Below are 25,036 nucleotides of genomic sequence, written 5' to 3' on the forward strand. Positions count from 1 at the left end.
CATGAAAAAAGCGGCCCTAATCATCCTGATCGCAGCGGGCGCAGTTGCGGCAATTGCGTACCGGCAGACACGGGGCCTGGACAACGCAGCGGCACCAGAGCCAGAGGCGGGCGGCGTGTGGGATATCGCAGCGCAGAACCTGGGCGACTTCACCAGCTTGGACTACTGGACCGGACAAAACAGCGCGGAGACAGCCGCGAACATTGAAGAGGCCTTGACCATGATCGACGGAAATCAGAACGTGCGGGCCTTCTTGGAGGCCATCGCAAAATGCGAGGGCACCGCCCAACGTGCGGAGCCGTATCGCGTCTGCTACGGCTATCGGCACACCATCCAAAGCTATGCCGACCACCCGGCCAACCTGGGCGAATGGAAAGGCGAAAAGCTATCAGACAAGCTCTGTAGCGCGGCGGGCCTGGGTCCGGGTTGCGTGTCGACGGCGGCGGGCAAATACCAGATCACGCGCACCACCTGGAAGAGCCTCAAGGCCAAGCTGAAGCTGAAAGACTTTTCACCCGCATCGCAAGACGCGGCGGCTATCGAGCTATTGCGCGAGTGCGGCGCTTTGCCCCTGGTCGAAGTGGGCAACGTGGCCGGGGCCGTGTCCAAGGCGCGGCGCATCTGGGCAAGCCTACCGGGCGCGGGATACGAGCAGCCTGAGCGGTCCCTTGCCTGGGTGAAAAACCAATTCAAGGAAGCGGGCGGGGTGCTTGCATGAAACTCAGCGACGACATGAAACTCATGGGCCTTGCCATCCTGGCGGGCGCGGGCCTTATCTGGTGGGCCACCCGACCCGGTACGGCCGGCAAACTTGCGGCCGGCGCAGTGGGCGCCGTGGGAGACGCGGCAACCGGCGCAGTGGTGGGCGTGGGGCAACTCTTCGGAATCCCGGCCACCAATATGAACCAGTGCGAGCGCGACTTAGCAGCGGGGCGAACGTGGGACGCTTCCTTCAGTTGCCCCGCTACAACCTGGATTCAAAAAGGCGTTTTCGGCAGTACGGCGCTATCAGCGTCTGAAGCCCTGGACGCGCGGCGAGACTTCGCACTCAGCGACCCCCGGCGATTGGATCTGCAAACCGACCCCGGCACCCATTGGGATAGCACCCCCGGCATTTACTGAAGAAAGGCCACACCATGAAAAACATCATCATTCAACGCTTGCGCGAACCTTCCACCTGGGCAGGCGTGAGCATCATCGCGGCCATGTTCGGCATTCCACCCGGAACCGTGGACCTGATCGGTCAAGTGGTTGCAGGCGTGGCGGGCCTTGCTGCAATCGTGTTGCCTGAAGCCAAAGCCGAATGATTTTCGGCCCCGAATTTTTGTTGTCGGTCGTCGTGGCCTTGGCTTCAGGGTTCGGGGCCTATGCGGCCATTCGTGCGGACCTTGCGACCTTGCATGAAAGGGTGCAAAACGCACTCAAGGAAGCGCAGCGCGCGCAGGATCGAATAGACCAACTGCTCAAGCGGAAAACCGACTACCAATGAAAATCCTACCAAGGCCCGAAGCCTTCGCCCGCGAGGCCCTGATTCTGATCGGCGGCGCACTACTCGCGGCCTTCATCCTGAGCAAGTTTCCCAAGGTGCGGGCCTACATCGACACCAACACCAAGGGCGGCGGCTGTAACTGCAACTAGCCCCGCAGCGCACGTGCCTGGGCGCGCATCACCTGGGCCGAGTAGCGCGGACCCGCAGCAAAGCCCCCGGAACCACCGGGCGGCGGGCCCTGGATCACTGGATCATTAGCGGCCCCAAAATCCCCAATCGCCAACAACCGGCCCAAGGTGGCCACGGCGGCGGCGTGGGCCTTTTCGTGGGCCTGGGCAAGCCCGCGATTAATCACCAGCTCGTTGCCAACATCCAAGGCGGTAACGTGTCGCCCCGTGGGCGTTTCGTGCCAAAGTGCGGCCAAGACCGGGAACGGCGCGGAGCCTTCAGACAGCCAGCGCCATACGCTGCGTTCAGTGACTTGGAGAAATTTAGAAGCCTGGGCGGGCGTGGCGTGTAGCTCGTCAAGAAGCGGGCGCAGATCGGCACCAGTGAGCCGGGGCGCATAGGTTTTCAGCATGATGGGCCCCCGATATGGTCCGGGGTATCCGAAAGTGTGACAGGGGGCGGATTGTCTAAAAATTCACCAAGACGCGCAGAGCCCAAGCCGAAAGACCCCGGCCCAACGTCGAAGCCGAACCATGAGGAAGTCACCTACTGATAAAAACGTACTTGATACGATGTATATTATGTTAACTAATGTGCATGGAGATGGTTCAGCTTACTGAGAACGACACCACAGGCGCACTGCTGTCGCCAAAGGAAGCCCCAAGTCCAAGCTCACCTGACCCGTGCAAGACACACTCATCACGACGCAATAAGATTTCCCCAGACGAATCATCAGCAAACCGCACCCACGTGCCATAAGTACTGAGGTCCTCGACCAGAACCCCCCCGTTACGCCAAACCAGCCGCGCGTGCATCCGAGAGACTCGTGGGTCGCCAACGACAAACTCAGCACTCTTCACCCGGCCTATATGTGCCGGTAATTCGAACGAGCGGAATGTCATGTGCTTTTCCCGATACCTAAGATCGACTTGCTTGCCTAGAACATCTTTGCCGGACGTTGTGCTCACCATAATCTGCGCTTGCATCGTCAAAAAATCAGACTGCTCGTCCTCTTTCCACTCGACCTGTAAAACTTCGCAGTTTTCCGAACGCCCCCGGATGGCAATGTTGCCTACGGCACGGACGGATACCCCCTTTTTTAGGGACCGCACGTCCACACTTCCTTTGCTCGCCCAAATCTGGCTAGGCCCAGCTAAATCACATAGACGAGCAGCTACGTTCACCGCATCACCGTAGTAATCACCCGCGGTGAATTCAGTATCACCAAATGCGATTCCGATCTTGACGGGCAAAGTCACACGTAATTCAAAATTGTACAAATGGCGGCTATGGACCCGTTGCACCTGAACTGCGAAATCTAACGCCTTGCCAGGCTGCCCAAACACCGCCATCACGCCGTCGCCGAGCTTCTTTACGAGCTGCCCCTGATGCGCGTAGACCAGCGCTGTGATCTGGTCAAGAATTTGAGTGATAACAACGGTCGCGCGTGCATTCCCTAATGCCCCGAACGCACCGGTGCTTCCATGAAGATCTGTAAAGACGACAGTTGATTTAATACCCATCCGTGATATTCCGAAAGGCCTCGCGTGACTTAAGTTACAAGCGCATTAAAAGGCGTTTATGCGAATTACGAGCTAACTGAATCTAAACACCAACATTGTTACGCGGCGGTTAAGTCCACTTGGTGCTGTTGCGTAACGGGAACAATTCGCAAAACCCCTATTGCACCGCTCTCCTGATGGCTTTATGTTCGCACAAAAGCAAGGAAAATATACATGAGTTGGATTGCAGAAAACTTGGTTGGCCGCGTTGGTTCTTTGTTGCAAGGACTGTCTGGACCCTCAAAAAAAGCCTCGGTGACCACGTTGCACGAGATTCGCATGGAGATGCTAGCGGCGTTAGGCGATGTGGCAGAAAAACGCTTCCCCTTAGTTCAGCTTCGAGTTACCTACGCAAGTGATATCGATGATCTTTGGTATTTGCGTGGGGATGTTATGGCAGCAATTGCATCCTTACGTGGCGAAGCGGTGGCTAAAGAGAAACTTCACCAAATTAGCACCATGTTTGTAGGCCTAGTGCCTCACAACCTAACGAACAAATTTTCAGTACGCCTGTCTTAAAACTAATGATGCCCCCAATACAAGAGTACGTCTTTGCCGGTCGAGGTTAAGTCGACCTTCAGGCCAAATGGTAAGAGTACTTTGGTCGGTACGTGGCCGTACGGAAGGTTGGTATAGACAGGAATATTGAGCTGATTACGCAACCAGCCAATTACCTTTGGCAGGCCAAAACCGCTGTCATGAGAAGTCAGTTTGTAAGCGCTAAACTGGCCTAGTACTATTGCCCGTTGACGCGCCAGGACGCCACTCCTCATTAGCTGCGTCAACATACGCTCAATACGGTAGGGATGTTCTGCGACGTCCTCGAGAAATAGAATTCCTTCTCGAATATCCGGAAAGTAAGGAGTACCTATCAGAGACGCGAGGACCGTCAGATTGCCCCCCCACAGGGTAGCGTCCTCGATCACAAAATCAGTTTCTAAAATATGACCGTTGCGATCCTGTCGCCAACCTGTCCCCTCCCCTTGCCCCATCAACAGGTCAGCAAAGCAGTCTTCCATAATGTCGTCTGGAATTTCACCGCTGACACCACCTACACCAAACCCCTCACACAGTGCAGGGCCTGCCCAAGTGCGGGCTCCAGTTTGCGCGAACAAAGCTAGCTGCAAGGCAGTGAAATCACTGATTCCAACAAACTGAGTTCCGTTCTCAATGGCAGAAGCAATAGAGGTGTAGGGCAGTCGATCTATGACCCGTGTAATGCCGTAACCCCCTCTAGTTATCAGGGCGACATCTGCGCCACTATTCGCAGCCCGCTCGACAGCTCGAATTCGAGTCGCATCATCTCCAGCGAACCGCTCAAAACGAGTCAGGGCATCTTGGTCGACTTCCACGTCATATCCCAACTCAGTAAGACGTCGAACTCCTCTTTTGAAAGCAGCACGGTCGCGAACAGCGCCTGATGGGGAATATAGATAAATAACTTTTTTAACGAGGCTCATTTGATCAACAACTCACGCTCAAGAAAATCGAGATGGGTTTCATCCACAACGACTGGAAAAAATGACGGTGATTTGAGCGAATTTTCGGGTGAGAAATCAGGTTTTCTTATGGCATCCAATACGGCGGCATGACCCTTATCAGGAAAGTGCGCAATCAACGCCTTCACCACATTGTCTGGAAAACCAACCAGGTGATTCAATTGTTTTCTAGACAAACCACCGATCGACCTGCAGCTTTGATGGCGGGACGACTCAGCTAGAGCCGTCAACGCTGGCGGCCTGGCTGCAACAATTGATAAAACTGAAGACGCATCTAATTTCAAAACAGAGCAATATTCAGTCCCAATAGCTTTTGCGTTGCCTATGGCCACGATATGCGAAGGGGTAAGGTCCATATATTTCGTCAATGCGGTGAGCGAACTTACGTGCGCTCGCACAGAATGCCATTCACTTTTCTTCGGTCTATCACTCAAACCATGGCCAAGCAGGTCTGGAGCGATGACGCGCACACCATGATGAGCCATACGGCTCACTAAGGACCACACCTGAAAAGACCAAAAACCCAATTCATGAATACAAAGCAAGGTGTATTTCGGATTCACCGTATTCGAATCCAGATACCGAATTCGATAACCTTCACTGGTATGAAAATAGCTGCTTCTGATTGTCGAATCATCGGGGCAAGGTAATGCCTGCGCATCTAATCGCAATGCATCTTCCCGAAGTGAAATTTGTTCATCGCGGTTTCTCTTTCGCGCCGACACAAAAAATGATTGCAGAATACGCTGACACTCTTCTTTGAGGACGCCACCGGTTACCAGGGTGTGATGGTTGAGTTGACGCTGGCTGAAAAGATCCAGAACAGACCCCGCGGTACCGGTTTTGGGATCTGGCGCACCAAAAACCACTCGAGCGAGGCGACTATGAAAAATTGCACCACTACACATGGTGCAAGGCTCCAGGGTGACAAACAGCTCAGCACCACTCAATCTATGACTGCCAACGGCCTGAGAGGCTTCCCTCAGCGCGAGTATCTCTGCATGGGAACTAGGGTCGTTCAACTCTCGAGTTCTATTCCGTCCACGGCCAATAACCTGTCCTTTGTGAACTACTATGGCACCCACAGGGACTTCACCGGCAGACTCTGCTAACACGGCCTCCTCCAAGGCCAGTGTCATAAAAAAGTCATCAGATTCCAACGATGGCCCCGCGCTCCCTCAGCCAGTCTTTCAGCAAGACTGAGGTCATGGGCTTGGCATACAAATACCCCTGACCTTCGTGGCAGCCGAGCTGCTTTAAGCGCGCTGCTTGTGCGTCCGATTCAATACCTTCGGCAATAACTTTTAACTGCAGGTTTCTGCCTAACTCGATCACCATCGACGCGATATGGCCCCCCATCACATCGTCACTCAACTCCGAAACAAAGGCCCTATCAATTTTCAACCTATCGATAGGCAACTGTCGTAACTGACTGAGTGATGAATATCCGGTCCCAAAATCATCAATAGCGATCGATATTCCAAGCTCGCGCACACTGTGCAGGGTCTCCAGCATGAAGTCCGCATCTTCCATTGCAACGGACTCTGTAATCTCCAGTTCCAGACACTCGGGTTGAATTGATGTGTCTGACAGAGCTGACTTCAGCTTGTCAATGAACTCAGGATTTCGAAATTGAATCTGGGACACGTTGACCGACATCCGGATGTCCTTCGCGCCCTGCCCCTGCAGCCTAACCAACTCATGGCAGGCCATCCTCAATACCCAATCACCAATGGCAATGATCATCCCGGAAGCCTCTGCAAGAGGAATAAATCGATCGGGGGGAACGAAAGTTCCATCTTCGTTGCGCCAACGTATAAGGGCTTCCAAACCGACGACCGCGTTTGTGATCAGATCAACTTGAGGTTGATAAACGATAAAAAGCCGTTCGCTCTCCACAGCGCTCCGCAGGCTTTGCAATAATCGAACCCGCTCGCGAATGTCTGAGCCCATCTCGGCGGAGAACATCACGAATCCTCCACGACGACTCTTCTTGGCGCGCTTTAGGGCTATGTTCGCATCCTTCAACGCGTCTCTGCCGGAGGTACTTCCGCTCATCAGGCTCGTCAATCCCATGGTCGCGGTGACAACCATGGCGTCGTCTTGAACCACAAAAGGACGGCGGAAAAGCGCAAGAATTCTGATCGGATCGACCACGTCATGTGGCCCCATCAGCCCGAATGTATCGCTTCCGATTCGTGCTAAAACAGCATCAGGGCCCAACTCAAATTTGAGGCGATCTGCAACGGACTGAAGCAACCTGTCACCTTGCTGGTGCCCGAGAGCATCATTGATCTCTGAAAAGTCATCGATATCCAGTATCGCGATGATTTCGTTGCAACTAGCAGCACAAGCGAGTCGAGCTTCGCTGAGGTCAATGAACTTGTTACGGTTTGGCAAACAGGAAAGGCGGTCATAAAAAGCCATTTCATCCAGTTTGCGAATTTGTTCATACGCGCGCAGTGCAGCAGTTACCGTCGCATACAGCTTAGTACGGGTTAACTCCGACTTGGTCTTGTAGTCGTTGATGTCGTAGTCGTGAATCGTTTCGATTTCTGGCGCGTAACCAGGCTGTCCCGTTCGTAGAATAATGCGAAGGTCCGTGAGGTTAAGCTCAGTGCGAATCGTCTTGACAAGGGCGAGCCCAGCGTCTTCCCTCTCCATCACCACGTCAAGCAAAACAATCGCAACATCAGACTGTGTGGAAAGAATACTGGCCGCTTCCGCTGCTGAGTAGGCATGCAAAAACTCCAACTGACGTCCCAATATCTCGATGCCCGCCAGCGCAAAGGTTGTTGCTCTGTGCACATCAGGTTCGTCGTCGACAACCAGCAGACGCCAAACAAGTGGCTTGCCACTGTCTCCCGCCACCTCATCGTCTAAAAACTGCAGGGCGTCTGTGTCCACGGTCTGTTCCAACAAGTTGCCAGTACTCATATAAACATTGTGCATCAAGCAAAGAATAATGGTGAACCATTGAATGATGATTTGACGCCGCTATAGCTCAAAAATTAAAAAAGCTGAGGCAACGGGAGCGTTACCTCAGCTTTTTGCGCCTCACTCAGAACTAGCTAATCAAGCTATTCCCACTCAATAATCACCTCGTAAATTGTTGTTTATTTTCAACAACTTACAAGCGTGATTTTTAAGTGTGCAACTTTTGTGTAACTTCATTTTTTATTCTGCTCTCATAGTTACGTGCATCGAATGGACAAATCACATTGTACGTGAACTAAAAGTTGCACGTTGCGCTATTTCACTGCGCGGAAATTTAACCTAGAAATTGCGTGTAAAGCAATGATGCTGGTAACCTAGTCACAATGAAAAAGAAACGCCAAGTACGCAAGAATGGCTCCGTACACATTTACCGCCCAATCGACGCTGATGTAGTAGCCAAAATTTGGCCATTGCTGGGCACATATCAACACCAAGATTGGGAGGTGCCTGTTGATAGGCAGCTACTAGCAAGCATCGTTGGCAAAGCAGAGGCTGATGCTTTTTACGATATAGAAGATTCGCAACTGCAAAACATCCAACTTAGAACGCTGTTGCGAGAACCATTACACAGCAAAGACGTTAAAAGACGAAATGCTGCTATCAAATGGGTTGTATACGACTGGGGAAACATTCCACCCAAAGCTGATGGAGACGAAGACCGACTTTTCAAAATGTGCGCAGAGTTCAAAGACTATGGGGATGAGGATGTAAAGCAGTTTGTTGTGAAACACAAAATTGACCGCATTGCATCGTGGAGCAAAGTGCTGGCTTTCGCTGACAGCGATAAGTACGGCATATTTGATGCGCGAGTTGCAATGTCACTTAATGCTCTGCTTGATGAAGTCAATTTCAAGCGCAAGTTTTTTATGCCCCCATCGATTTCAAAGCCACTAAACGAAATATTTGGAACAATTCGCGAACAAGTGAATGCTGATTTCGAAGGTAAAAAGCTTTCGTATATGGGCTATCGAGAGTACACATCGCTGCTAAACAGCGCAGTTGAACAAGGATTTGCCCCAAACGTCCTTCAAGCTGAAATGCAGTTGTTTGCTCAAGGGAGAAAATTGGGAAATCAATATGCGCGAAAGCACAAAATGACACTCCCCTACCCCGAGGAAGAGCAAGGTAACTTGCAATTTGCAAGTTAGGCGTGAAGGCATTTGAGCTATGCCTGTCACGAATGCGGTGTAGCTTATACAAACGGAGACAGGACGAGACAAAAATCGGCGATTTTGAATCGTTTGGTGGAGTTTTTAATACTCGCTTGTCAGCATACCAACCCAATGCTCACCATCCCAACAAGCGTAAAGCCTGTACTCATCAAACGGAAAATCCGTGTAGTCCAGTCGTTGCTGCACTAACAAATTGCCGTTTCCGTCCTCGATGTTAACGATTCCGCCGCTGCTCTTGCGAGTGAACACAAGTACAGTGAACGGGTTTTGGTTGAAATCAACGCTAACGAGGTGCAAGCCATAAAGCTGCGCTAGCCAGTAGCAGTTAGCTTCGTCCATCAAGTATTTCAGCCCGTCCGTGACAACGAATGTTGGCAGTAGACGGTAGTAACGCTCAGTGCCAATGAATTGGCTGAGATTGCTAAGCAGCTCAACGTTTGACTGCTTCATAGCGGCTTTGCTGCAACTTTAGCCAACGACTGCTGCGCCTTTTGCATCTTTAAACGCAGGGCAGCTTCTTTTGCACGTTTCTGTGCTGTTTTTGCTTGGAGCTTAAGTGTGTTCACTTGCTGCGTTGCTCCGTCAACAACTTCTTTTATGCGCATATTTCTTCTCCTACTGTATTTATGGATGGGGGTGCTGGCGCTTGAAACGACAACACCCCACGCAGTTACTTAACAAAACCACTCCGTAACTGACCCGATACAGATTCAATCTGCGCATCAAGCTCACCTGCTAGAACAGCTGCGTTCACTGCTTCCAACGCTTCAATCAATGCGTCAGGACTTGTAACTTCGATTGCTGTCTTGCCCTTTGCAAGCTCAATGACCTTTGCGCCGTAACGCACAGCAATGCAGCACTTGCCGTTTTCAGCAACAAACCACCACGGCTTGATGCGTTTGGGCACATTGACAACAACACGCTCGCCGTCCGTGTTCGTGACTGTTTTGTTCTTTGTTGGCGCATATGTCTCGCCAGCACTCTGCGCACGTGCTAATTGGATTTGTTCAAACACCTTGCTGCTGAGTTTGTTGCGGCGCTGCACAACAGGTGGTTGATTGGATGGTTTTTTAGCTGCTACGAGCTTGAGACTTGCAAGTGTTGCCATTTGCGTTTCCTTCAAAAAGTTAATGTGGAAACGCAAATTTAGTTTCAGGGTAAAGCGCGGACAACCGAAAAGATTAGGACTGAACTGGTCTGCACCACATTTAATGGCTATTCATATCAGTGCGGCTAAATAGTTTTATGAACTACACAGCACAAGACATTCAAAAATACATAGGCCAATACGAAAAACACTTCACTCACGTCATCGTTGCACACACCCACTTTCGCCCATACGTAAACCCAAAAAACAAAAATATCAAAAACGTTGAGGCTCGCACAAAACTATTAGCAGCACAGGCAAAAAAAGAATTGCGTTATGCAATGAACTGCTTTAACAAACTCCTTTACCCAGCTGCAACAAACAAACCAAAAAGGCAACCAGAGCTATACAGGCCACTTACATTCGTAACTATTGAAGGCGCTAATGAAACAACAGACAAGGCACAAACAATCCACTTCAACATCACACTAGGAAACTTGCCACCTCAACTTACAACTGAGGATGTGCAGGTACTTTTTGCACACGCTTGGCACACGATGGCAGGTCAATCAAAAGACGTTAAGGCATACACATACAACGCAGGCACAAACAAACAATGGGTGGGCTACGCTTTGAAAGAAGCGCAGCAAGCGCCCAAAAAGGCTTGGGAAACTGACGGAATTTGGGACGCTGAAAACTGTTGGATTCCACACGCCGCCCTCAACGCAAACTGATGTTACGTTGGGAAGAAGATGCTGTGGGCTATGCAAGTAGCCCATAGTTCTTGTCTATGTGTGAAACAAAAACAAACAGACACGTAGGCGAAACGATGTGAGACATACAGGAGACACGATGTTCAAAGCCCAATACAAATCAAGAAGCCCATACGAATCGTGGAGCACACTTGGGATTTACAACAGCGAAGCGAATGCAATTGCTAGTGCAATGCAAAAGAAGAAACGTGGTGCTTTGATGGTGCGTGTCGTAGATAAGCGTAGTGCAGTTGTATTCGTGTACTAGGGCGATAAATTATTTGTCGTAGATGCTACGTGAGTGAGCATCGAAGGTGCTTTTATTTTTTTTGATGAAGCCACGCCAATCTTTTGCAGCAAATGCCTCACCAATCAAATCGATGCAGTCGATGTACAGCTTTGGAGTTGTATCCTCGCGATTAGCACCAAATGCACACTCATTAGCCCGTTGAACGGCATCAAGTGTCACCCAAATGTTGTGGTTTGAAAGCAGTAACAGGCTCACATTGTCATATTGCCGCTTGTCAAATGCATCCCAATCTTGCACGTTCAAATGCCCAACAGTCATCTTGTCGCCAATTGCTGAACTGAATGGGAACGGGTCAGTGCTACCAATTTTGTTGTAGGACTGAGGGCTTGATTCGGAGGGCAGAACCCAAGTCTTTGCATCATTTGTGAGGACAGGACTAACGTAGGCGTTTTCACGTCTCATCCCTTGCTGGAAAACGCTGCTGGTGTCAAAGCTAATGGTCAGTTTGGGGTTGAGGTTGCGCAGATTTTTTTGAATTGCAGTCAAGATTACAGCCCACTTGAGTTCCGAGACACCAAGCGTATGCACCCAATCTAAGCCCTCAGCAAATGCACCTTCATCACGCATCAACAACACGGCATAAAGCAATTGGGCAAGACCGCCCTTGCTGCCAGCACCACCAGCCAGTGCCCAACCACCCCAGCGATATTTTTTGACAGCGTTCCACCATTGCTCTGTGGCTGCGTTGTCAATGCCCTGCACTACGTTTAGCCATTTCGTGTGCCCTTGCCTACGCACGTCGATGAACTGCAAATTGTTCACGGTCATTTGCAACAACTGCTCACGACTGCAATTGCTGAACGGTGATTCTGTTTTTTCTTCTGCCGCCCACAACGGCATATCAATGCTCATTGCATAACTGGAATTTGCTTCAAGCCACCCAAATATCCAATTACGCACATCGTCAGCAGCATCCCAAGCGGCTATTGCATCTTTGGCTGGCATATGAGGCGTTAAAGCGTCATAGCCCTTTAACGAGCCTTGCCCTATTTGATAGCCTCCGCTGTCACCAATAACAACAGCAGTCTTCCTGTCAGCCCTTGTTACAGCATTATCGGGATTAGCTCCTACTTTGTAATTCCCGATTGAGTGCAGCAAGTATGGGTAACGCCAAAGCTTATTGCTTTCGTCCCAGTACTCCAAATCTTCAATGCTAAGACCTGCTGGAAATGGTCGATTTCCAAGTTTTTCTGTCACCAAGCAACGAGCATAGGTGTCGTTGATTGCTGGTAAAAAGACAGCATAGTCCGTGATGTTGAAGTCACTACGCATAGCAGTACACAGGCATCAAGTCATCTTCAACAATAGGCTCGTTGAATTCGTCAAAGTTACCCATAACAGTTTGTGAGCCAGCCTTTTTCTTGGCATATGCTTTTGGTTGGTAGACAACAAACGCCTTCTCATTGCGCTTCTTCGTTTGCTTGTTGAATGTTGGTATGGCAGTGACGTAACTTGCAGCCGTGGTGTTGTATTTGAAAACTAGCACATTGCTGTCCAGTATCAGCTCAACATCCCCTTCCAGCTGCAAAGCTCCAATACCGCTCAAAGCTGGCATCAAGTCTCTGCACTTGAACAGATGTTTGAGCTTGTTAGTCAGCTTCAGTTTTTTACTAAAAGTGCAAACTGTGTCTGCCCCAATGTCACCAGCTTTGTCAAAAATTTCAAACTCAAAGGCATCGCTTGCAACAGCAAAGCTACACAAATCATTTTCAGGACGACTTGCGTGGTCGCCTTTGCTTTCAATCCACTTGTCCGCGTATTGTTTTGCAAGCTTGTGCATCGTGGTTGCTTCGACTTTAAATCTAGCCTTGATTGAGGCAATGTACTCATCATTCAACGCAACTTGGCAAAACTCTTTGTTTTCGCTTGCTGAGAACGAGACAATGTCAATGTACGCAAAGTCCGCTGGCATTGCCTTGTTTGTCAATTTCATTGCGTACACAATGCTTGGCGCTTTGTGTATTGCCATAATTTTCCCAACGTTGTTAACGCTGAACTGATTAATGTCGTCGTTGCCGAGAAGTCGTTTTTCTAGGTAAATCTTGCTGTACGTTGGCAAATAAAAATCATTGCTGCCAAGCTTGAGCAATTTTTTAGCTGGGACAGAAGAAGTAACAACCCCACAACGACTTGCAATAGGGCTAAGTAGTAGCTCGTTTGTGGTTGGAATGAAAACAAGCCTCTTGCGAGCTTCAACGGGCTTACCGTTTGCATCAGTTTCAAACCCAAACTCAGGGACTTTATCGAGCTGCTCTATTAACTTGCCATTAACAAATTGAGTGCGCAAAACTTCGAGAATGCAGCGTAAATTATTTGGGATTGGAACGAACTGTTTACGGTATGAAGCAAGCAATGCCGACTTAATCACTTGTTCGTCAATGCTGCTGTCGATGAAATCCAATTGCTTGCCATCAACGCGAACTAACGCTAACGAGTATTTACGCTTGTTAGCATTTATCCCGAAATCCAATGCAAAACTAGCAATGCCACTTGCCTTGCGCCAGTACTCTTCTGCATCTTCAGCTAGAGCCTCTCTTCGCTGCACATCCGTCACATCAACAATCACTGCCCTATTGTCAAACGCAGTTTCGATTTGATACAGCTGTCGAACGCAAACGCGGCGTGGATTTGATACACCGTTGTGTGGGGCGATTGTCTGTTTTGTCTTTGCTTGTCTTTCAAGCAGTCAGTGGCTCGCCACTGACTGCTTGGCGCCCTTAGGCTGCCTGTTCCTCCTGTGTATCAAGGTGACTGCGTTTTCGTTTGAGTAGGGTATTGCTGCTGGCGGCAATCACACCGGCACGCCGCTTATCTTTCAGGCGATAGGAGTCTCCTGAAATCGGGACCACATGGGCGTGGTGGAGCAGTCGGTCAAGTAGCGCCGCTGTCAGCGTGGCATCGTCTGCAAACGTCTGGTCCCATTGCCCAAACGGCAGATTGGAGGTCAGGATGAGACTTCCCACTTCATAGCGTTTGGCAATGACTTGGAACAGAAGATTCGCCTGTTCCCGATTCATGGGAAGGTACCCGACCTCGTCAATGATCAACAGCCGGTAGGGACGCACGATGCGTTTGATAGCCTCTTCCAGGGTGTTCTGCCGTAGTGCCGTGCTCAGTGTCATCAGCAGATCTGCCGCCGTGATGAAACGCGTCTTGATTCCAGCCTGGGTTGCCCTGTAGCCCAAGGCGATGGCCAAGTGGGTTTTGCCCACCCCACTGGCGCCCAGCAAGACCACGTTCTCGCTGCGCTCCACGAAGGCCAGACTGCCAAGCTCCTGTACCAGGGGTTTGGGCACGCCGCTGGCAAACTGGAAGTCAAACTCATCAAGCGTCTTGATGGCGGGGAAGCCCGCTATGCGCGTGAGCATGGCGCGTGTTCTCTCCACTCTGGCTAGAGCCTCGCCACGCAAGGCTTGCTCCAGGAACTCCAGGTACCCCAGCTCTTTCTTGGCCGCCATTTGCCCCAAGTGGGCAAGCTGATCGGGTAAGTTGAGCAGGCGCAGCTGATCACACAGTTCACGCAGTCTTTCCATTTGCAGGCTCATGGTCGTCCTCCTGCTGAGGCTTGGTTGTGCACCAGCGTGTCATACATCGCCAGAGGATGCTGCAGGCCTCGCCATGCCGCGGCTGGAATTGGCCGGACTGCTGCGCCGCTACCGGTGACTTTTTGCAATTGACGCACTGTTCGCCCACTGTAGGCGCTGGGGATGGCCAGCAGATGTGTGCGCTCCTGTTGCAAAGCCAGTGCCGGCACACACCCAGTGGTTCCGTGGATCCGCACATTGGCAACGTCACGCAGCCAGGTGCGCATTTCCCGATTGGCTGTGTCCGCGTCCACCACCAAGCATTGCTGCTTCATACTCGCCACCAATGGCACCCAGAAGCTGCGCCGGATGTAGCCATTCATGCGTTCGACTTTGCCCTTGGTCTTGGCCCGATAGGGCTTGCACACCCGCGGCACAAAGCCATGGTGGTGCGCAAAGTCAGCAAAGGCACCCTGGAACTGGTGCAGGTTCTTGCCGTAGGCGTCACGCTTGAGGATGACGGTCTTCATGTTGTCGTACAGCACTTCACGGGTGACTCCACCAAAGCTCTCGAACGCCCTGACATGGCACGCCAGTAGTGTCTCCAGCTTCATGTCTGTGACAAACTCCGCGAAGGTCGCCCGGCTGTGGCCAAGCGTTGCCACAAACGCCGCCAACATGCCGTCTTTATGCCCAGACTTGCGGAACTCGATCCAGTCCATCTGCATTTGCTCACCGGGCTGGGTCTCGAACCGCACAACCGGATCCGGGCGCGCCTGTGGACGCAACTCCTTGAGGTACTCCTGCAGGATGCGCACGGAGCCCGTATACCCCTGTGCGGCAATCTCACGCTGCAGCACCGTTGCGGGAATCCAATCAGGCTTGGCCGCCTGAATACGTCCAGCCAAGTAGTCCTTGAATGGATCGAGCTTGCTTTTACGTTCCGGCAGTTTCTTCATGGCCGGCGGACCGCCCTCCAAATACTTACGCACCGTGTTGACTGCCATTCCAGTTTGCGCCGATATCTCGCGCAAGCTCAGCCTGTGCTTCCTTAAAACCTTGAGTTCCATGTACTCCTCGTTCGTAATCATTGCCAGTCCCATCCATGGTTCGGATGGCTTGGCACGTTAGTCGAGGTGTATCAATTCCTCACCGCGTTTGCGTGTCATTTTCATACTGCGCGTGACACTATCAGGTCTAGGCTTTGTTACACGATTTGGTGTTGACACATAGTTTTTTGGATTCGCAGCCTTGTCAGCTGCTTCTTCCGCTTCAATCTCATCAAGCCAAAGGTCGCTTTTTAATGCTTTGCTGACAGATGCAGGGGGCGCTAACCTTGCTTGCTGCTTAGCGAGCCCTGTTACGCCACTATTTTGGTCAATGTAGTTTGCAAGCTTAGCAACATCCTGCTTATATAGTTTTGGTTTTGCTTGCCACTCTTCGTGTATTGCATTGAGTGCGCTGCTCATCCTGCTTCGTTTACTGTCACTCAAAGTATTCACGCCATAAAACAGACGTAGCACTGGCGCAAAGTTAAATTTTGTACTTGTCTTTCTAAGTTGCTCCTGCGGCAAATGAGCAAGTTTTGCGTTGTAGTAGTCGGTAAGCTGGTGAGCTTCTTGCCACCAGTAATAAATTTTGGCAAGGTTCTCACGCTCTTGTTGCTGCGTTACATAGTGCAACCGCAGCTCTTGAACGCAGCTGTCCTGCAATGTGTTTAACTGGTCATCAAGTTTTATCTCTGCTGCTGTCTTTTTTGGTTTTTTTGATTTTCTTGGTTTTTTAGTTGCCATCTACAGCCCCTTCATCTACCAGCACAGCTTGTATAAAAGTAGATAGATTGGTTTGTTATCCACTATTACTTACCGCTCAATTTAGTTAGCCACTCCATCGCTGTGGGTGGTAAACCTTCATCCTTCACGATGCCATCACCTGTTGGACGGAACAGCGCGGCGAGAATTGTTCCAATGTGCTCTTTGCCTTCAAACGAGCCATCGCGTATCAAGGCAAGATAGGTTTTAGCCATAGTCACTCGCTCGGAGGCATCATTCTCTAGGTGAATGTTGCTGAGGAAAATTCGGACAAGCAAACGAATAAACCAGAATGCTAAGGTAACAAGCAGTATGTAGGCCCCAATCTTCCAAGTTGCCAATACATCAAGTAATGGTGACAACGCACTAGCAGCAGGCGCTGTTGCTGCTGCGCCACCTAGTTTTGCATTAGCTGAACTCGAAGCAATTGCGGCGAGTTTGGTGTCCTCAATCATTTGCGCAACGCCACGCAACTCCAAGAACAGCACGACTCCAAAAACAAGCATACAAGCTGTAAGCGCGATAAATGACCATTTTGCCCATTTGCTATGCTTGTCCCGCTTGTCTACCCAGTAGCTAACAGGGGCAGCTAATGCCATATGCGTGTCGTATGTTTCGTTTAGTTGCTTCAGCTCATCTTCTGTTTCTTGAAGCTTCTTCTTCCAAGCTTCATCACGTGCAGTTTGTGCTTCATCAAAGCTGGTACCGTGATTTGTTGTTTGGGTTGCTACTACGGAATTCAAAGTCTCAAATTCAGCTGCTTGATTGATTTTTAGTTGCTTGTGCTCGTCAAGTAGCGTTGTCATTTCGCCAACAAGTTTTTTAAGCGCAGCACTCTCAGTTCTCACTCGGTCTTTGATGCCGCGAGAAAAAAGCTCAAACTCCACAAGTGCTGCAACAACTTTGGAAATAGGCGCACCATTCATATCTTGCCCTAGAAGATGGGCTGTAATCAGTCCTGCCTCGAGAGGACGACCACTTTCACGGACTTCAAAAATATATTTCCTGTACGAGCTGTTTGGCAATAACCAAGGCGATTTAGTGAACAGCCTTTCAAGATGCTGACCAGCATCACGCTTCATATGCGTTACGTGCTGCTCGTTACCGGCGTGCTGTTCTGCGCTTTGCAAACTGTTTCTACAAGCCTCCAAAGCACTCGATATAACCCCCCAAGCGTTATTCGTTGGGTTTGTATTTTGCTGAGACAACCATTGCCAATCTGTGCGCTGCAATGTCATCCAAGCTCTAACCTCTTCAATATTGCTCCAGCTTTGACTTCCGCCTTCTTCACCAAAATTTACAGCTAAGTACGGGGTTGCAATTGATTCACTCATAAAGGTTTCAACGCTTTCTAGCTAGTTACTCAAAGTAGAAAATATCAGGCCACATCAGCCCACTCTTCACCCAATGCTTGCACCTGCTGCAATACCAATTCCACAGCACCGTCTTGCTGGTCTGGCGGGTATTTGTATTTGCGCAGAATTCGCTTAACCATTAAGCGCAAATTAGCACGGACGCTTTCACGCTCAGCCCAATCTACCTTGATGTTTTTACGCAGGTTCTCAGTCAGCTCGTGTGCAATCTTCTTCAAGATTTCGTCGTTCAGCTCGCGAACAGCGGATTCGTTGTTAGCAAGTGCGTCATAAAACTTAACCTCATCGTCAGTAAGTCCCAGCTGCACACCACGGTTGGACGCATCGCGGAACTTCTTAGCCATTTCAATCAGCTCTTCCATCACCTGCGCAGTCTCGATGGCACGGTTTTGGTAACGCTGAATCACATTGCTAAGCAAGTCGCTAAATTTTTTCTCCTGCACCACATTGCTGCTAAAGCGGCTTTTTATTTCGCCTTGCAACAAGCGTTCAAGCAGCTCCACAGCTAGGTTACGTTCGGGAAGGTTTTTGACTTGCGCCAAAAACTCATCGTCCAGCAGTCCAATGTTTGGCTTGTCCAAGCCTACAGCATCGAAAATATCAACTACAGAGTCTGAGACGACCGCAGAGCTGATGATTTGCCGTATAGCCAAGTCACGCTGTTCGTCAGTCTTGCGCTGCTTAGTAATGTCACGCTTTGTCAGCAAGACTTTGATGCCCTGCATAAACGCAACTTCTTCACGCACGGATTTAGCTTCGTCTAATGTGCAGCACAACGTGAACGCCTTGCTCAATGCAACTGCCGTATCTGCAAAGCGTTTCTTGCCATCCTTTAAGCCAAGCACGTGGTTAGCAGCACCAGCCAAGGTTTTGTGTCCAGCAGCCATAAAGTTGCTGTAGTCAAAACCGTGCAGCATCCCACGCAATATGTCCAACTTCTCAGCGAGTACGCTGTAGGCTTCGTTGGCATCAACAGTTGTCCTGCCGCGTCCGTTGCTGTTCGTGTATTCCTTCATCGCGGCTTTTAGCTCGTTGCCAATGCCGATGTAATCCACGACCAAGCCACCTTGCTTGTCTTTGAATACGCGATTAACCCGTGCAATAGCTTGCATCAGGTTGTGCCCCTTCATCGGCTTATCGACATACAGCGTATGTACACAGGGCGCATCAAAGCCTGTTAGCCACATATCGCGAACGATGACTAGCTTCAACTCGTCGCTTGGGTCTTTGAACCGCTTTTCAAGACGCTTTTTTGTTTTGCCATCGTAAATGTGGGGACGCAGCAATGCCTTGTCACTTGCCGAGCCAGTCATCACTATTTTGATTGCACCTTTGTCTGGGTCTTCATCGTGCCAATTGGGACGCAGCTTGACAATTTCGTTGTAGAGGTGAACGCAAATATCACGGCTCATTGCAACAACCATTGCCTTGCCAGCCATTGCTTTGTTGCGCTCTTCAAAGTGCGCAACCAAATCAGCAGCCACTTGCGCTACACGAGGTTCAGCACCGACAACCCTCTCCAATGCAGCCCAGCGACTTTTGAGTTTGCTTTGTGCGCTTTCCTCTTCATCCTCAGCAAGCTCATCCACCTCGGCATCAATGCTGGGCATCTGCTGCTCGTTGAGCTTCAACTTAGCAAGCCGTGATTCGTAATAGATTGCAACAGTAGCGCCATCTTCTTTGGCTTGCTGCATATCGTAAATGTGGATGTAGTCACCAAATACTGCGCGAGTGTCACGGTCTTCGCTACTCACGGGAGTGCCCGTGAAAGCGACAAAGGTTGCATTTGGCAAAGCATCACGCAAGTGCTGTGCATACCCAGCTTGGTAACGCTCTTCTCCAGCCTTGCCCTTTAGCTTGGCATCAAATCCATACTGAGTGCGGTGTGCTTCGTCTGCAATCACCACGATGTTGCTGCGGTCGGACAGTATAGGAAACGTGTCCTCATCTTCTCCCAGCATAAATTTTTGAATGGTGGCAAACACAATTCCGCCAGATGGACGATTGGCAAGTTTTGCACGTAAGTCTTGGCGAGTGCTAACTTGAACGGGCTGTTCACGTAGCAAGTCTTGGGACAAACTGAACACGCCAAACAACTGCCCATCCAAATCATTGCGGTCAGTGATGACGACAACAGTTGGGTTTTCCATTGCAGCAGACTGCATCACCCTTGCAGCAAAGCAAGTCATCGTGATGCTCTTGCCACTGCCCTGCGTATGCCAAACAACGCCACCCTTATGTGAGCCATCGGGACGTGATGCCTGTACAACTTGTTCAATGGCTGCACGTACAGCGTGGAACTGGTGATAGCCAGCAATCTTCTTAACTAGCTTGCCATCGTCCTCAAACAAAACAAAGTAGCGCAGGTAGTCAAGCAGGTACTCAGGGGCAAGCAAGCCACGCACTAACGTTTCAAGCTCTTGGAACTGTCCAAGCGGGTCGATTGTTTTGCCATCAATCGTGCGCCAAGCCATAAAGCGTTCAGCGTCAGCGGACAACGAACCAAGCAATGCCTCAGTGCCATCGGATATGACCAATACCTCGTTGAACTGGAACACATCAGGTATTTGCTCTTTGTAGGTTTGGATTTGGTCAAACGCTTTCCAAATGTCAGCGTTCTCATCGGCTGGGTTCTTCAACTCCAGCAACACCAACGGCAAACCGTTCACAAACAAAATAATGTCAGGGCGGCGTGTGTGTCGTGCGCCTTTAATCGTGAACTGATTGACTGCAACCCAATCGTTTTTAGCTGGCGTTTCCCAATCAACCAAGCGCACGAAGTCGCCGCGAGTTTCACCATCTTTTTGGTACTGCACGGGAACGCCATTAACCAACAGCTTGTGGAAGTGCCTGTTAGCAGAGAGCAACGATGGAATGCCAAGGTCTTGCACCTGCCTACACGCATCTTCACGTGCAACTAGTGGGATGTTTGGGTTTAAGCGGTTGATTGCCTCACGCAAGCGGAATGGCAGCAGCGTGTTCTTGTAATCAGGACGCTCAGGAGTTGTCCCATCTACGGCAATCTCATAGCCATTGAGCAACGTGTAACCAACGTCACTCAGCCAGCCTAATGCCTCTTGTTCAAGTTGGTCTTCAGTCATAGTCAGGCCGTTGCCTTTTCTAGTTCTGCTTCAGCGTCAGCAATGCGCAGCTGTCCCGAGATTAAACGTGGTAGCAAGGTGTCACGAAGGCTTGTGAGCGACGTTGCCACGCTGTGATTATTTAATATTGAGGCAATAAACTGATGCGTCAAATCGTTATATTTTTCCAAAATGTCTGCGCTTGGAACAGTGACGGGAAACTTCATCAAGTCAGCACCACTCACGTTTGCTTGAGCACTTCCGTGTGACTGACTTTCTGCGTAAATTTTGAATTCTTTTTGTCGAACAGCTGAGAATACAAAACCTAGGTCTTGCAAGCCATTGTTTGTCGAAATTCGACCAACACGTTGATTCAAATAGCTTGCTGTATCGTTTTGTGGCACCAATCCTGTTTCACCAACGTATCCAGTCATCCCAACCAATAAGTCACCAGCACCAAGCTTGAATCGCTCCAGACCTGCTACTGTTTGGGGACTTACAAATGAGCAACCGTCAAAATCAATATGCAAAGGCTTTACGTTTCCAATCTTTACAACAGGATGGCCAACTTCAGTCCAGTCACTACCTTTAAATGCGTAGCCATTTTGAAAAGTTGCAACGGTTGAAAGGGTCGCTGCTGACCAACCCTTCGGCACCATCCCCAGCTTAGTCTCTTCAAACGCATCAGGAAAAAGTGCAGCAGTTGCAGCGTCAATACCCTCGGGCATCCTGCCTTCAGCCTTTGCACGAACAGGGTCGAAGTCTACAAACCAAGATTTGAACAATGCTTGGGCAATGGTTTCTAAGGTTTGATTAGTTTCCCGCAAGAGGGTTATCCGCTCATCAAATGTGCTTAGAAGTCTTGAAATTCTCAGTTGCACCTGTAATGGTGGCAAAGAAACTTTAATTTTGTGAGCATCTGCCGCACTTAAATTTGGTTGCGCTGAGCCACGTGCCATAACTTCTATTTCAGACCGCGTGACTGGTAGCTGAAGGTGATAAAAAAAATACTTTGGATCAACTACAGTATTTTTATAAAACTCAAACCGTCCAACACGCTGGTTTATTAAATAATTTTCGTTTGCTTGGACTTGTGCAACCTCACCAACATAGCCTGTCATTGCGATTAATACATCATTTTGCTTTGTAACCCACTCCTTAGCTTTACTTGCAACTTCAGAGGAGACATAACCACATCCCTCCGCCAAAATTCGGCCGTTTTTTATATTTGCAATTTTTATTACTGGAACACCGCACTCTTGCCAGTCTGCACTTTTAAAAGCAAATCCTGACCTTAATTTTGCAAAACTTCCAATCTCGACTAATTCCCACTCAGATGTCATAACCAAGACCTCCAAGTTTTTGCCTAATCAGCGCATCAAGCTCAGTACCCTTAGCCATTTGTTCGCCCAACTTTTCTGTCAGCTTTTGCATCTTGTCTGCAAAATCATCGTCGTCGTCGTCCACCTCTTCAGCGCCAACGTAGCGACCCGGAGTGAGTACGTGACCGTGAGATGCAATTTCAGCTAGAGAGACGCTCCGACAAAAACCGGCAATGTCCTGATATTCCCCATCTTCACCGCGCCAAGCTGCAACAGTTTTTTCAAATCTTGTAATTACTTCGTCGCTCAACTCAGCTTGCGTTCTGCTAATCATCCCACCTAATTTGCGAGCATCAATGAACAAGACTTCGCCCTTGCGTTTGGTTTTCTGCTTGGATAAAAACCAAAGACAACAAGGTATTTGAACATTAAAAAATAGTTGGCTTGGCAATGCAACCATTACCTCCACAACGTCTGCGTCAACCATTGCAGCACGTATTGCGCCTTCGTTGTTTTGACTGGAACTCATTGAGCCGTTTGCAAGCACGATGCCAGCACGTCCAGTGGGCTTGAGGTGATACAGCATATGCTGCAACCACGCATAGTTTGCATTGCCCTGCGGGGGATCGCCGTATACCCAACGCGGGTCGCCCATTAAGCTGCCGTGCCACCAATCGCTAATGTTGAATGGTGGATTAGCAAGGATGTAATCAGCACGAAGATCGGCGTGCTGATTTTTAGTAAATGTGTCAGCTGGCTCACGACCAAGATTGAAGTCGATGCCGCGTATTGCTAAGTTCATCGCAGCAAGTCGCCACGTTGTTGGGTTGGCTTCCTGCCCGTAAATGGCTACGTCACCAATCTTGCCACCGTGTGCTTCGATAAATTTTTCACTCTGCACAAACATACCACCCGAACCACAGCAAGGGTCATAAACCTTGCCTTCGTGCGGCGACAGGACAGCTACCAATGTTTTAACAATGGATGCTGGCGTGTAGAACTGTCCACCACGTTTACCCTCTGCATTGGCAAACATACCAAGGAAATACTCGTAGACCTGCCCAAGAACGTCACGTGCAGTACTTGGATTGTCTCCAAAGCCAATAGTAGAAACCAAGTCCACCAACTCACCCATCTTGCCATCGGGTAGTTGCGCCCTTGCATATCGCTTGTCAAGAATGCCTTTTAGCTTAGGGTTCTCTGTCTCGATAACAGTCAACGCTTCATCAATGCGTTTGCCAATGTCGGGGGCTTTGGCAGCTGCACGGATAGCTTCCCAACGTGCAGATTCAGGAACCCAAAACACGTTCGCGGCTGTGTAGTAGTCACGCTCTTCAAGTTCAACCGCAACATCAGCATCACTTGCCTCGCCGAAGTAGTACTCATCTTTTGGGTCACGCAACCGCACATTCAACTCTTGCTGCTTTGCAGCGAAGGTGTCGGAGATGTACTTCACAAAAATCAAGCCCAGCACAAGGTGTTTGTACTCTGCTGCATCCATATTCGCTCGCAGCTTGTCAGCCGTTGCCCAAAGTGTTTTTTTGATGTCATCAAGCATTGTTAGTCTTCAGTCGTGGTTAGCGTGTTTTTTTATTGGGCATCAACTGTGCAGTACTGCTCACTGCAAGTTGGGGGCGTGTTTTTTTATTGCTCTTGCTAGCATTACCGCCCTGTACGAAGTCGCGCATAAACGACCTCAAGACCTGTGCTGCTGGCACGTTATGTTCGTGGCAAAGGCTGATGAACTGTTCACGCAGCTCGGGCTCTACCCTTATACGCATTCCAACGTCTTTCATAGCATCCTCGGCTCAATTAGGCACACAATGTGTATCCACACTCTAGCATATGGTATGGATTTGACAATGATTTTGCATCTTCATTGCTCGCGAACAGTCGCGGACGGCGAACAATGCGGGCATAGGGGTCAAAAATCACCACCTTGAAAGCGTAAGTACTCCCCAGCAACTTTTTGCGCAGCTGATTTTTTGGGCTGCAAAACCATTTTGGGCAAAAAATCAGCCGTCTAAAAAGCCCTACAAGCAGCTCAAATGCCAGCCCTGCTACCCACGCCAGCCCTATGCAGCTCAAACGCTTGTAGGGCGTCTAACTTGCAATTTGCAAGTTAGCCCTCGAAATGTGGCACTTTAGCCACGAGATTGGGCTAAATACCACTGAGCATAAATTGTGTAATTTGTACTCAGTGCAGCTAAGTCGTTGATTTATAAGAGGCTTGCACAAGGCAAAAAAGGGGTAGGAATTCTGCACATACGAAAACATACTAATAGCACTTTAAACATATCAAAGCGAAAGGTGCATATGTCCAAGCAAGCCAAAACACTCAACGAACGCGAACTGCAACGTTTGCTGGATTTTGTAAAAACGACAAAGAGCGCAACACGCAATCGCGCAATCTTGCTGCTCACGCACTTAGCTGGAATGCGCATTGGCGAAGTCGCTGCCGTCCGCGTTTGCGATGTGCTCGCGAGCGATGGAACTGTTCGCGAAGAGATTAATTTGAGCGCAGCCCAAACAAAGGGCAACAAAAGCCGCAGCGTATTGCTTAACGAACGGATGCAAGCAGAACTTGCTGCATACATCCGCACAGTACGTGTGCGCGACCCAAAGCAAGCATTGTTTGCAACACAGCGCAGCGCAGCGTTTACAGCAAACTCGCTCACCCAAGTTGTAAACGGCATTTACAAACACGCTGGGCTTGATGGCGCTAGCAGCCACAGCGGACGCAGAGGATTTTTGACAAACTTAGCTGAAAAAGGTGTCAGCGTTCGCGTGATGATGGCTCTCGCAGGACACCGCAATATGGCTACTACGCAACGCTACATTGATTTGCGACCCGGAGTGCTGCGTAACGCCGTTGAGTTGGTCTAAATTA

Annotated in this window: 27 protein-coding genes; 10 read left to right on the forward strand and 17 right to left on the reverse strand. The window is 49.8% G+C overall.

What is annotated here, in order from left to right:
* Window position 1 precedes the first annotated feature (1 nt).
* Genes RAE21_RS06375 through RAE21_RS06395 form a run of 5 tightly spaced genes read left to right on the forward strand, consistent with a single transcriptional unit; the run spans window position 2 to window position 1,638 of the window.
* A complete protein-coding gene (locus RAE21_RS06375; protein ID WP_313880646.1) occupies window positions 2–718 on the forward strand; it encodes a glycoside hydrolase family 24 protein in 717 nt (238 codons plus the stop codon).
* Complete coding sequence (locus tag RAE21_RS06380; RefSeq protein WP_313880647.1) at window positions 715–1,122, forward strand: hypothetical protein; 408 nt, start codon at window positions 715–717, stop codon at window positions 1,120–1,122. The genes RAE21_RS06375 and RAE21_RS06380 overlap by 4 nt, the downstream gene beginning before the upstream one ends.
* Before the next feature lie 14 nt (window positions 1,123–1,136).
* Window positions 1,137–1,307, forward strand: coding sequence for a hypothetical protein (locus tag RAE21_RS06385; RefSeq protein WP_313880648.1), 171 nt, complete (start codon window positions 1,137–1,139; stop codon window positions 1,305–1,307).
* Window positions 1,304–1,489 (forward strand): hypothetical protein, encoded by a 186-nt coding sequence (locus RAE21_RS06390; RefSeq protein WP_313880649.1) that lies wholly within the window; start codon window positions 1,304–1,306, stop codon window positions 1,487–1,489. The genes RAE21_RS06385 and RAE21_RS06390 overlap by 4 nt, the downstream gene beginning before the upstream one ends.
* Entirely contained in the window at window positions 1,486–1,638 is a 153-nt protein-coding gene (locus tag RAE21_RS06395; RefSeq protein WP_313880650.1) for a hypothetical protein, read from the forward strand. The genes RAE21_RS06390 and RAE21_RS06395 overlap by 4 nt, the downstream gene beginning before the upstream one ends.
* Here RAE21_RS06395 and RAE21_RS06400 read toward each other — a convergent pair.
* Window positions 1,635–2,069 (reverse strand): hypothetical protein, encoded by a 435-nt coding sequence (locus RAE21_RS06400; RefSeq protein WP_313880651.1) that lies wholly within the window; start codon window positions 2,067–2,069, stop codon window positions 1,635–1,637. The genes RAE21_RS06395 and RAE21_RS06400 overlap by 4 nt on opposite strands.
* Before the next feature lie 196 nt (window positions 2,070–2,265).
* Window positions 2,266–3,180, reverse strand: a complete 915-nt coding sequence (locus tag RAE21_RS06405) for an FHA domain-containing protein (protein WP_313880652.1) — start codon at window positions 3,178–3,180, stop codon at window positions 2,266–2,268.
* A gap of 213 nt (window positions 3,181–3,393) precedes the next feature.
* Here RAE21_RS06405 and RAE21_RS06410 point away from each other — a divergent pair, with 213 nt between their 5' ends.
* A complete protein-coding gene (locus RAE21_RS06410; RefSeq protein WP_313880653.1) occupies window positions 3,394–3,738 on the forward strand; it encodes a hypothetical protein in 345 nt (114 codons plus the stop codon).
* A 2-nt stretch (window positions 3,739–3,740) separates the two neighbouring features.
* On the opposite strand, the gene RAE21_RS06415 is transcribed toward RAE21_RS06410, so the two are convergent.
* The 3 genes from RAE21_RS06415 to RAE21_RS06425 are packed head-to-tail and all read right to left on the reverse strand — an operon-like array spanning window position 3,741 to window position 7,625.
* Window positions 3,741–4,679, reverse strand: coding sequence for an LD-carboxypeptidase (locus RAE21_RS06415; protein ID WP_313880654.1), 939 nt, complete (start codon window positions 4,677–4,679; stop codon window positions 3,741–3,743).
* Window positions 4,676–5,857 (reverse strand): tRNA adenosine(34) deaminase TadA, encoded by a 1,182-nt coding sequence (gene tadA / locus RAE21_RS06420; RefSeq protein ID WP_313880655.1) that lies wholly within the window; start codon window positions 5,855–5,857, stop codon window positions 4,676–4,678. Before tadA ends, RAE21_RS06415 begins: the two co-directional genes overlap by 4 nt.
* A 10-nt stretch (window positions 5,858–5,867) precedes the next feature.
* Window positions 5,868–7,625, reverse strand: a complete 1,758-nt coding sequence (locus RAE21_RS06425) for a putative bifunctional diguanylate cyclase/phosphodiesterase (protein ID WP_313880656.1) — start codon at window positions 7,623–7,625, stop codon at window positions 5,868–5,870.
* Between the two features lie 413 nt (window positions 7,626–8,038).
* Between RAE21_RS06425 and RAE21_RS06430 the strand changes: the two genes are divergently transcribed.
* A complete protein-coding gene (locus tag RAE21_RS06430; RefSeq protein ID WP_313880657.1) occupies window positions 8,039–8,863 on the forward strand; it encodes a hypothetical protein in 825 nt (274 codons plus the stop codon).
* A 105-nt stretch (window positions 8,864–8,968) separates the two neighbouring features.
* On the opposite strand, the gene RAE21_RS06435 is transcribed toward RAE21_RS06430, so the two are convergent.
* The 3 genes from RAE21_RS06435 to RAE21_RS06445 form a co-directional block, all read right to left on the reverse strand.
* Window positions 8,969–9,337, reverse strand: a complete 369-nt coding sequence (locus tag RAE21_RS06435; protein WP_313880658.1) for a DUF6876 family protein — start codon at window positions 9,335–9,337, stop codon at window positions 8,969–8,971.
* Window positions 9,334–9,492 (reverse strand): hypothetical protein, encoded by a 159-nt coding sequence (locus tag RAE21_RS06440; RefSeq protein WP_313880659.1) that lies wholly within the window; start codon window positions 9,490–9,492, stop codon window positions 9,334–9,336. Before RAE21_RS06440 ends, RAE21_RS06435 begins: the two co-directional genes overlap by 4 nt.
* Window positions 9,493–9,557: 65 nt before the next feature.
* Window positions 9,558–9,995 carry a DUF6641 family protein gene (locus tag RAE21_RS06445; protein ID WP_313880660.1) on the reverse strand — a complete coding sequence of 146 codons (438 nt, stop codon included), beginning with the start codon at window positions 9,993–9,995 and terminating at the stop codon, window positions 9,558–9,560.
* Between the two features lie 137 nt (window positions 9,996–10,132).
* On the opposite strand from RAE21_RS06445, the gene RAE21_RS06450 reads away from it, so the two are divergent.
* Together RAE21_RS06450 and RAE21_RS06455 are read left to right on the forward strand one after the other, a co-directional pair.
* Entirely contained in the window at window positions 10,133–10,708 is a 576-nt protein-coding gene (locus tag RAE21_RS06450) for a hypothetical protein (RefSeq protein ID WP_313880661.1), read from the forward strand.
* A 118-nt stretch (window positions 10,709–10,826) separates the two neighbouring features.
* Entirely contained in the window at window positions 10,827–10,994 is a 168-nt protein-coding gene (locus RAE21_RS06455) for a hypothetical protein (protein WP_313880662.1), read from the forward strand.
* Between the two features lie 9 nt (window positions 10,995–11,003).
* Here the strand turns inward: RAE21_RS06455 and RAE21_RS06460 are convergent, their stop codons facing one another.
* The 9 genes from RAE21_RS06460 to RAE21_RS06500 form a co-directional block, all read right to left on the reverse strand.
* The gene (locus tag RAE21_RS06460; protein WP_313880663.1) at window positions 11,004–12,308 is read right to left on the reverse strand and encodes a hypothetical protein; all 1,305 of its coding nucleotides are present in this window, start codon (window positions 12,306–12,308) and stop codon (window positions 11,004–11,006) included.
* The gene (locus RAE21_RS06465) at window positions 12,301–13,602 is read right to left on the reverse strand and encodes a hypothetical protein (RefSeq protein WP_313880664.1); all 1,302 of its coding nucleotides are present in this window, start codon (window positions 13,600–13,602) and stop codon (window positions 12,301–12,303) included. The genes RAE21_RS06460 and RAE21_RS06465 overlap by 8 nt, the downstream gene beginning before the upstream one ends.
* A gap of 151 nt (window positions 13,603–13,753) precedes the next feature.
* Window positions 13,754–14,581 (reverse strand): IS21-like element helper ATPase IstB, encoded by an 828-nt coding sequence (istB, locus tag RAE21_RS06470; protein WP_313879687.1) that lies wholly within the window; start codon window positions 14,579–14,581, stop codon window positions 13,754–13,756.
* Window positions 14,578–15,651: an IS21 family transposase gene (istA, locus tag RAE21_RS06475; RefSeq protein WP_428984048.1), complete on the reverse strand. Its 1,074-nt coding sequence runs from the start codon at window positions 15,649–15,651 to the stop codon at window positions 14,578–14,580. Before istA ends, istB begins: the two co-directional genes overlap by 4 nt.
* A gap of 36 nt (window positions 15,652–15,687) precedes the next feature.
* Window positions 15,688–16,353, reverse strand: coding sequence for a hypothetical protein (locus tag RAE21_RS06480; RefSeq protein ID WP_313880665.1), 666 nt, complete (start codon window positions 16,351–16,353; stop codon window positions 15,688–15,690).
* A 65-nt stretch (window positions 16,354–16,418) separates the two neighbouring features.
* Window positions 16,419–17,705 (reverse strand): DUF6161 domain-containing protein, encoded by a 1,287-nt coding sequence (locus tag RAE21_RS06485; protein WP_313880666.1) that lies wholly within the window; start codon window positions 17,703–17,705, stop codon window positions 16,419–16,421.
* Between the two features lie 44 nt (window positions 17,706–17,749).
* Window positions 17,750–20,845: a type I restriction endonuclease subunit R gene (locus RAE21_RS06490; protein ID WP_313880667.1), complete on the reverse strand. Its 3,096-nt coding sequence runs from the start codon at window positions 20,843–20,845 to the stop codon at window positions 17,750–17,752.
* 2 nt (window positions 20,846–20,847) lie between these two features.
* Window positions 20,848–22,167, reverse strand: a complete 1,320-nt coding sequence (locus tag RAE21_RS06495) for a restriction endonuclease subunit S (RefSeq protein WP_313880668.1) — start codon at window positions 22,165–22,167, stop codon at window positions 20,848–20,850.
* The gene (locus tag RAE21_RS06500; protein WP_313880669.1) at window positions 22,157–23,704 is read right to left on the reverse strand and encodes a class I SAM-dependent DNA methyltransferase; all 1,548 of its coding nucleotides are present in this window, start codon (window positions 23,702–23,704) and stop codon (window positions 22,157–22,159) included. Before RAE21_RS06500 ends, RAE21_RS06495 begins: the two co-directional genes overlap by 11 nt.
* A 758-nt stretch (window positions 23,705–24,462) precedes the next feature.
* Here RAE21_RS06500 and RAE21_RS06505 point away from each other — a divergent pair.
* The gene (locus RAE21_RS06505) at window positions 24,463–25,032 is read left to right on the forward strand and encodes a tyrosine-type recombinase/integrase (protein WP_313880670.1); all 570 of its coding nucleotides are present in this window, start codon (window positions 24,463–24,465) and stop codon (window positions 25,030–25,032) included.
* Window positions 25,033–25,036: the final 4 nt, after the last annotated feature.

The sequence above is a fragment of the Rhodoferax potami genome (assembly GCF_032193765.1).
Taxonomy (GTDB): Bacteria; Pseudomonadota; Gammaproteobacteria; order Burkholderiales; family Burkholderiaceae_C; genus Allorhodoferax; species Allorhodoferax potami.

Bases quoted from the DNA above. Each gene is read 5' to 3' on its own strand.
- istB (WP_313879687.1), bottom strand. From the start codon at position 14,581: ATGAGCCTGCAAATGGAAAGACTGCGTGAACTGTGTGATCAGCTGCGC.
- RAE21_RS06395 (WP_313880650.1), top strand. From the start codon at position 1,486: ATGAAAATCCTACCAAGGCCCGAAGCCTTCGCCCGCGAGGCCCTGATT.
- RAE21_RS06415 (WP_313880654.1), bottom strand. From the start codon at position 4,679: ATGAGCCTCGTTAAAAAAGTTATTTATCTATATTCCCCATCAGGCGCT.
- RAE21_RS06400 (WP_313880651.1), bottom strand. From the start codon at position 2,069: ATGCTGAAAACCTATGCGCCCCGGCTCACTGGTGCCGATCTGCGCCCG.
- RAE21_RS06440 (WP_313880659.1), bottom strand. From the start codon at position 9,492: ATGCGCATAAAAGAAGTTGTTGACGGAGCAACGCAGCAAGTGAACACA.
- RAE21_RS06435 (WP_313880658.1), bottom strand. From the start codon at position 9,337: ATGAAGCAGTCAAACGTTGAGCTGCTTAGCAATCTCAGCCAATTCATT.
- RAE21_RS06490 (WP_313880667.1), bottom strand. From the start codon at position 20,845: ATGACTGAAGACCAACTTGAACAAGAGGCATTAGGCTGGCTGAGTGAC.
- RAE21_RS06485 (WP_313880666.1), bottom strand. From the start codon at position 17,705: ATGAGTGAATCAATTGCAACCCCGTACTTAGCTGTAAATTTTGGTGAA.
- RAE21_RS06380 (WP_313880647.1), top strand. From the start codon at position 715: ATGAAACTCAGCGACGACATGAAACTCATGGGCCTTGCCATCCTGGCG.
- RAE21_RS06405 (WP_313880652.1), bottom strand. From the start codon at position 3,180: ATGGGTATTAAATCAACTGTCGTCTTTACAGATCTTCATGGAAGCACC.
- RAE21_RS06430 (WP_313880657.1), top strand. From the start codon at position 8,039: ATGAAAAAGAAACGCCAAGTACGCAAGAATGGCTCCGTACACATTTAC.
- RAE21_RS06480 (WP_313880665.1), bottom strand. From the start codon at position 16,353: ATGGCAACTAAAAAACCAAGAAAATCAAAAAAACCAAAAAAGACAGCA.
- RAE21_RS06390 (WP_313880649.1), top strand. From the start codon at position 1,304: ATGATTTTCGGCCCCGAATTTTTGTTGTCGGTCGTCGTGGCCTTGGCT.
- RAE21_RS06505 (WP_313880670.1), top strand. From the start codon at position 24,463: ATGTCCAAGCAAGCCAAAACACTCAACGAACGCGAACTGCAACGTTTG.
- istA (WP_428984048.1), bottom strand. From the start codon at position 15,651: ATGATTACGAACGAGGAGTACATGGAACTCAAGGTTTTAAGGAAGCAC.
- RAE21_RS06495 (WP_313880668.1), bottom strand. From the start codon at position 22,167: ATGACATCTGAGTGGGAATTAGTCGAGATTGGAAGTTTTGCAAAATTA.
- RAE21_RS06460 (WP_313880663.1), bottom strand. From the start codon at position 12,308: ATGCGTAGTGACTTCAACATCACGGACTATGCTGTCTTTTTACCAGCA.
- RAE21_RS06500 (WP_313880669.1), bottom strand. From the start codon at position 23,704: ATGCTTGATGACATCAAAAAAACACTTTGGGCAACGGCTGACAAGCTG.
- RAE21_RS06455 (WP_313880662.1), top strand. From the start codon at position 10,827: ATGTTCAAAGCCCAATACAAATCAAGAAGCCCATACGAATCGTGGAGC.
- RAE21_RS06450 (WP_313880661.1), top strand. From the start codon at position 10,133: ATGAACTACACAGCACAAGACATTCAAAAATACATAGGCCAATACGAA.
- RAE21_RS06445 (WP_313880660.1), bottom strand. From the start codon at position 9,995: ATGGCAACACTTGCAAGTCTCAAGCTCGTAGCAGCTAAAAAACCATCC.
- RAE21_RS06385 (WP_313880648.1), top strand. From the start codon at position 1,137: ATGAAAAACATCATCATTCAACGCTTGCGCGAACCTTCCACCTGGGCA.
- tadA (WP_313880655.1), bottom strand. From the start codon at position 5,857: ATGACACTGGCCTTGGAGGAGGCCGTGTTAGCAGAGTCTGCCGGTGAA.
- RAE21_RS06375 (WP_313880646.1), top strand. From the start codon at position 2: ATGAAAAAAGCGGCCCTAATCATCCTGATCGCAGCGGGCGCAGTTGCG.
- RAE21_RS06410 (WP_313880653.1), top strand. From the start codon at position 3,394: ATGAGTTGGATTGCAGAAAACTTGGTTGGCCGCGTTGGTTCTTTGTTG.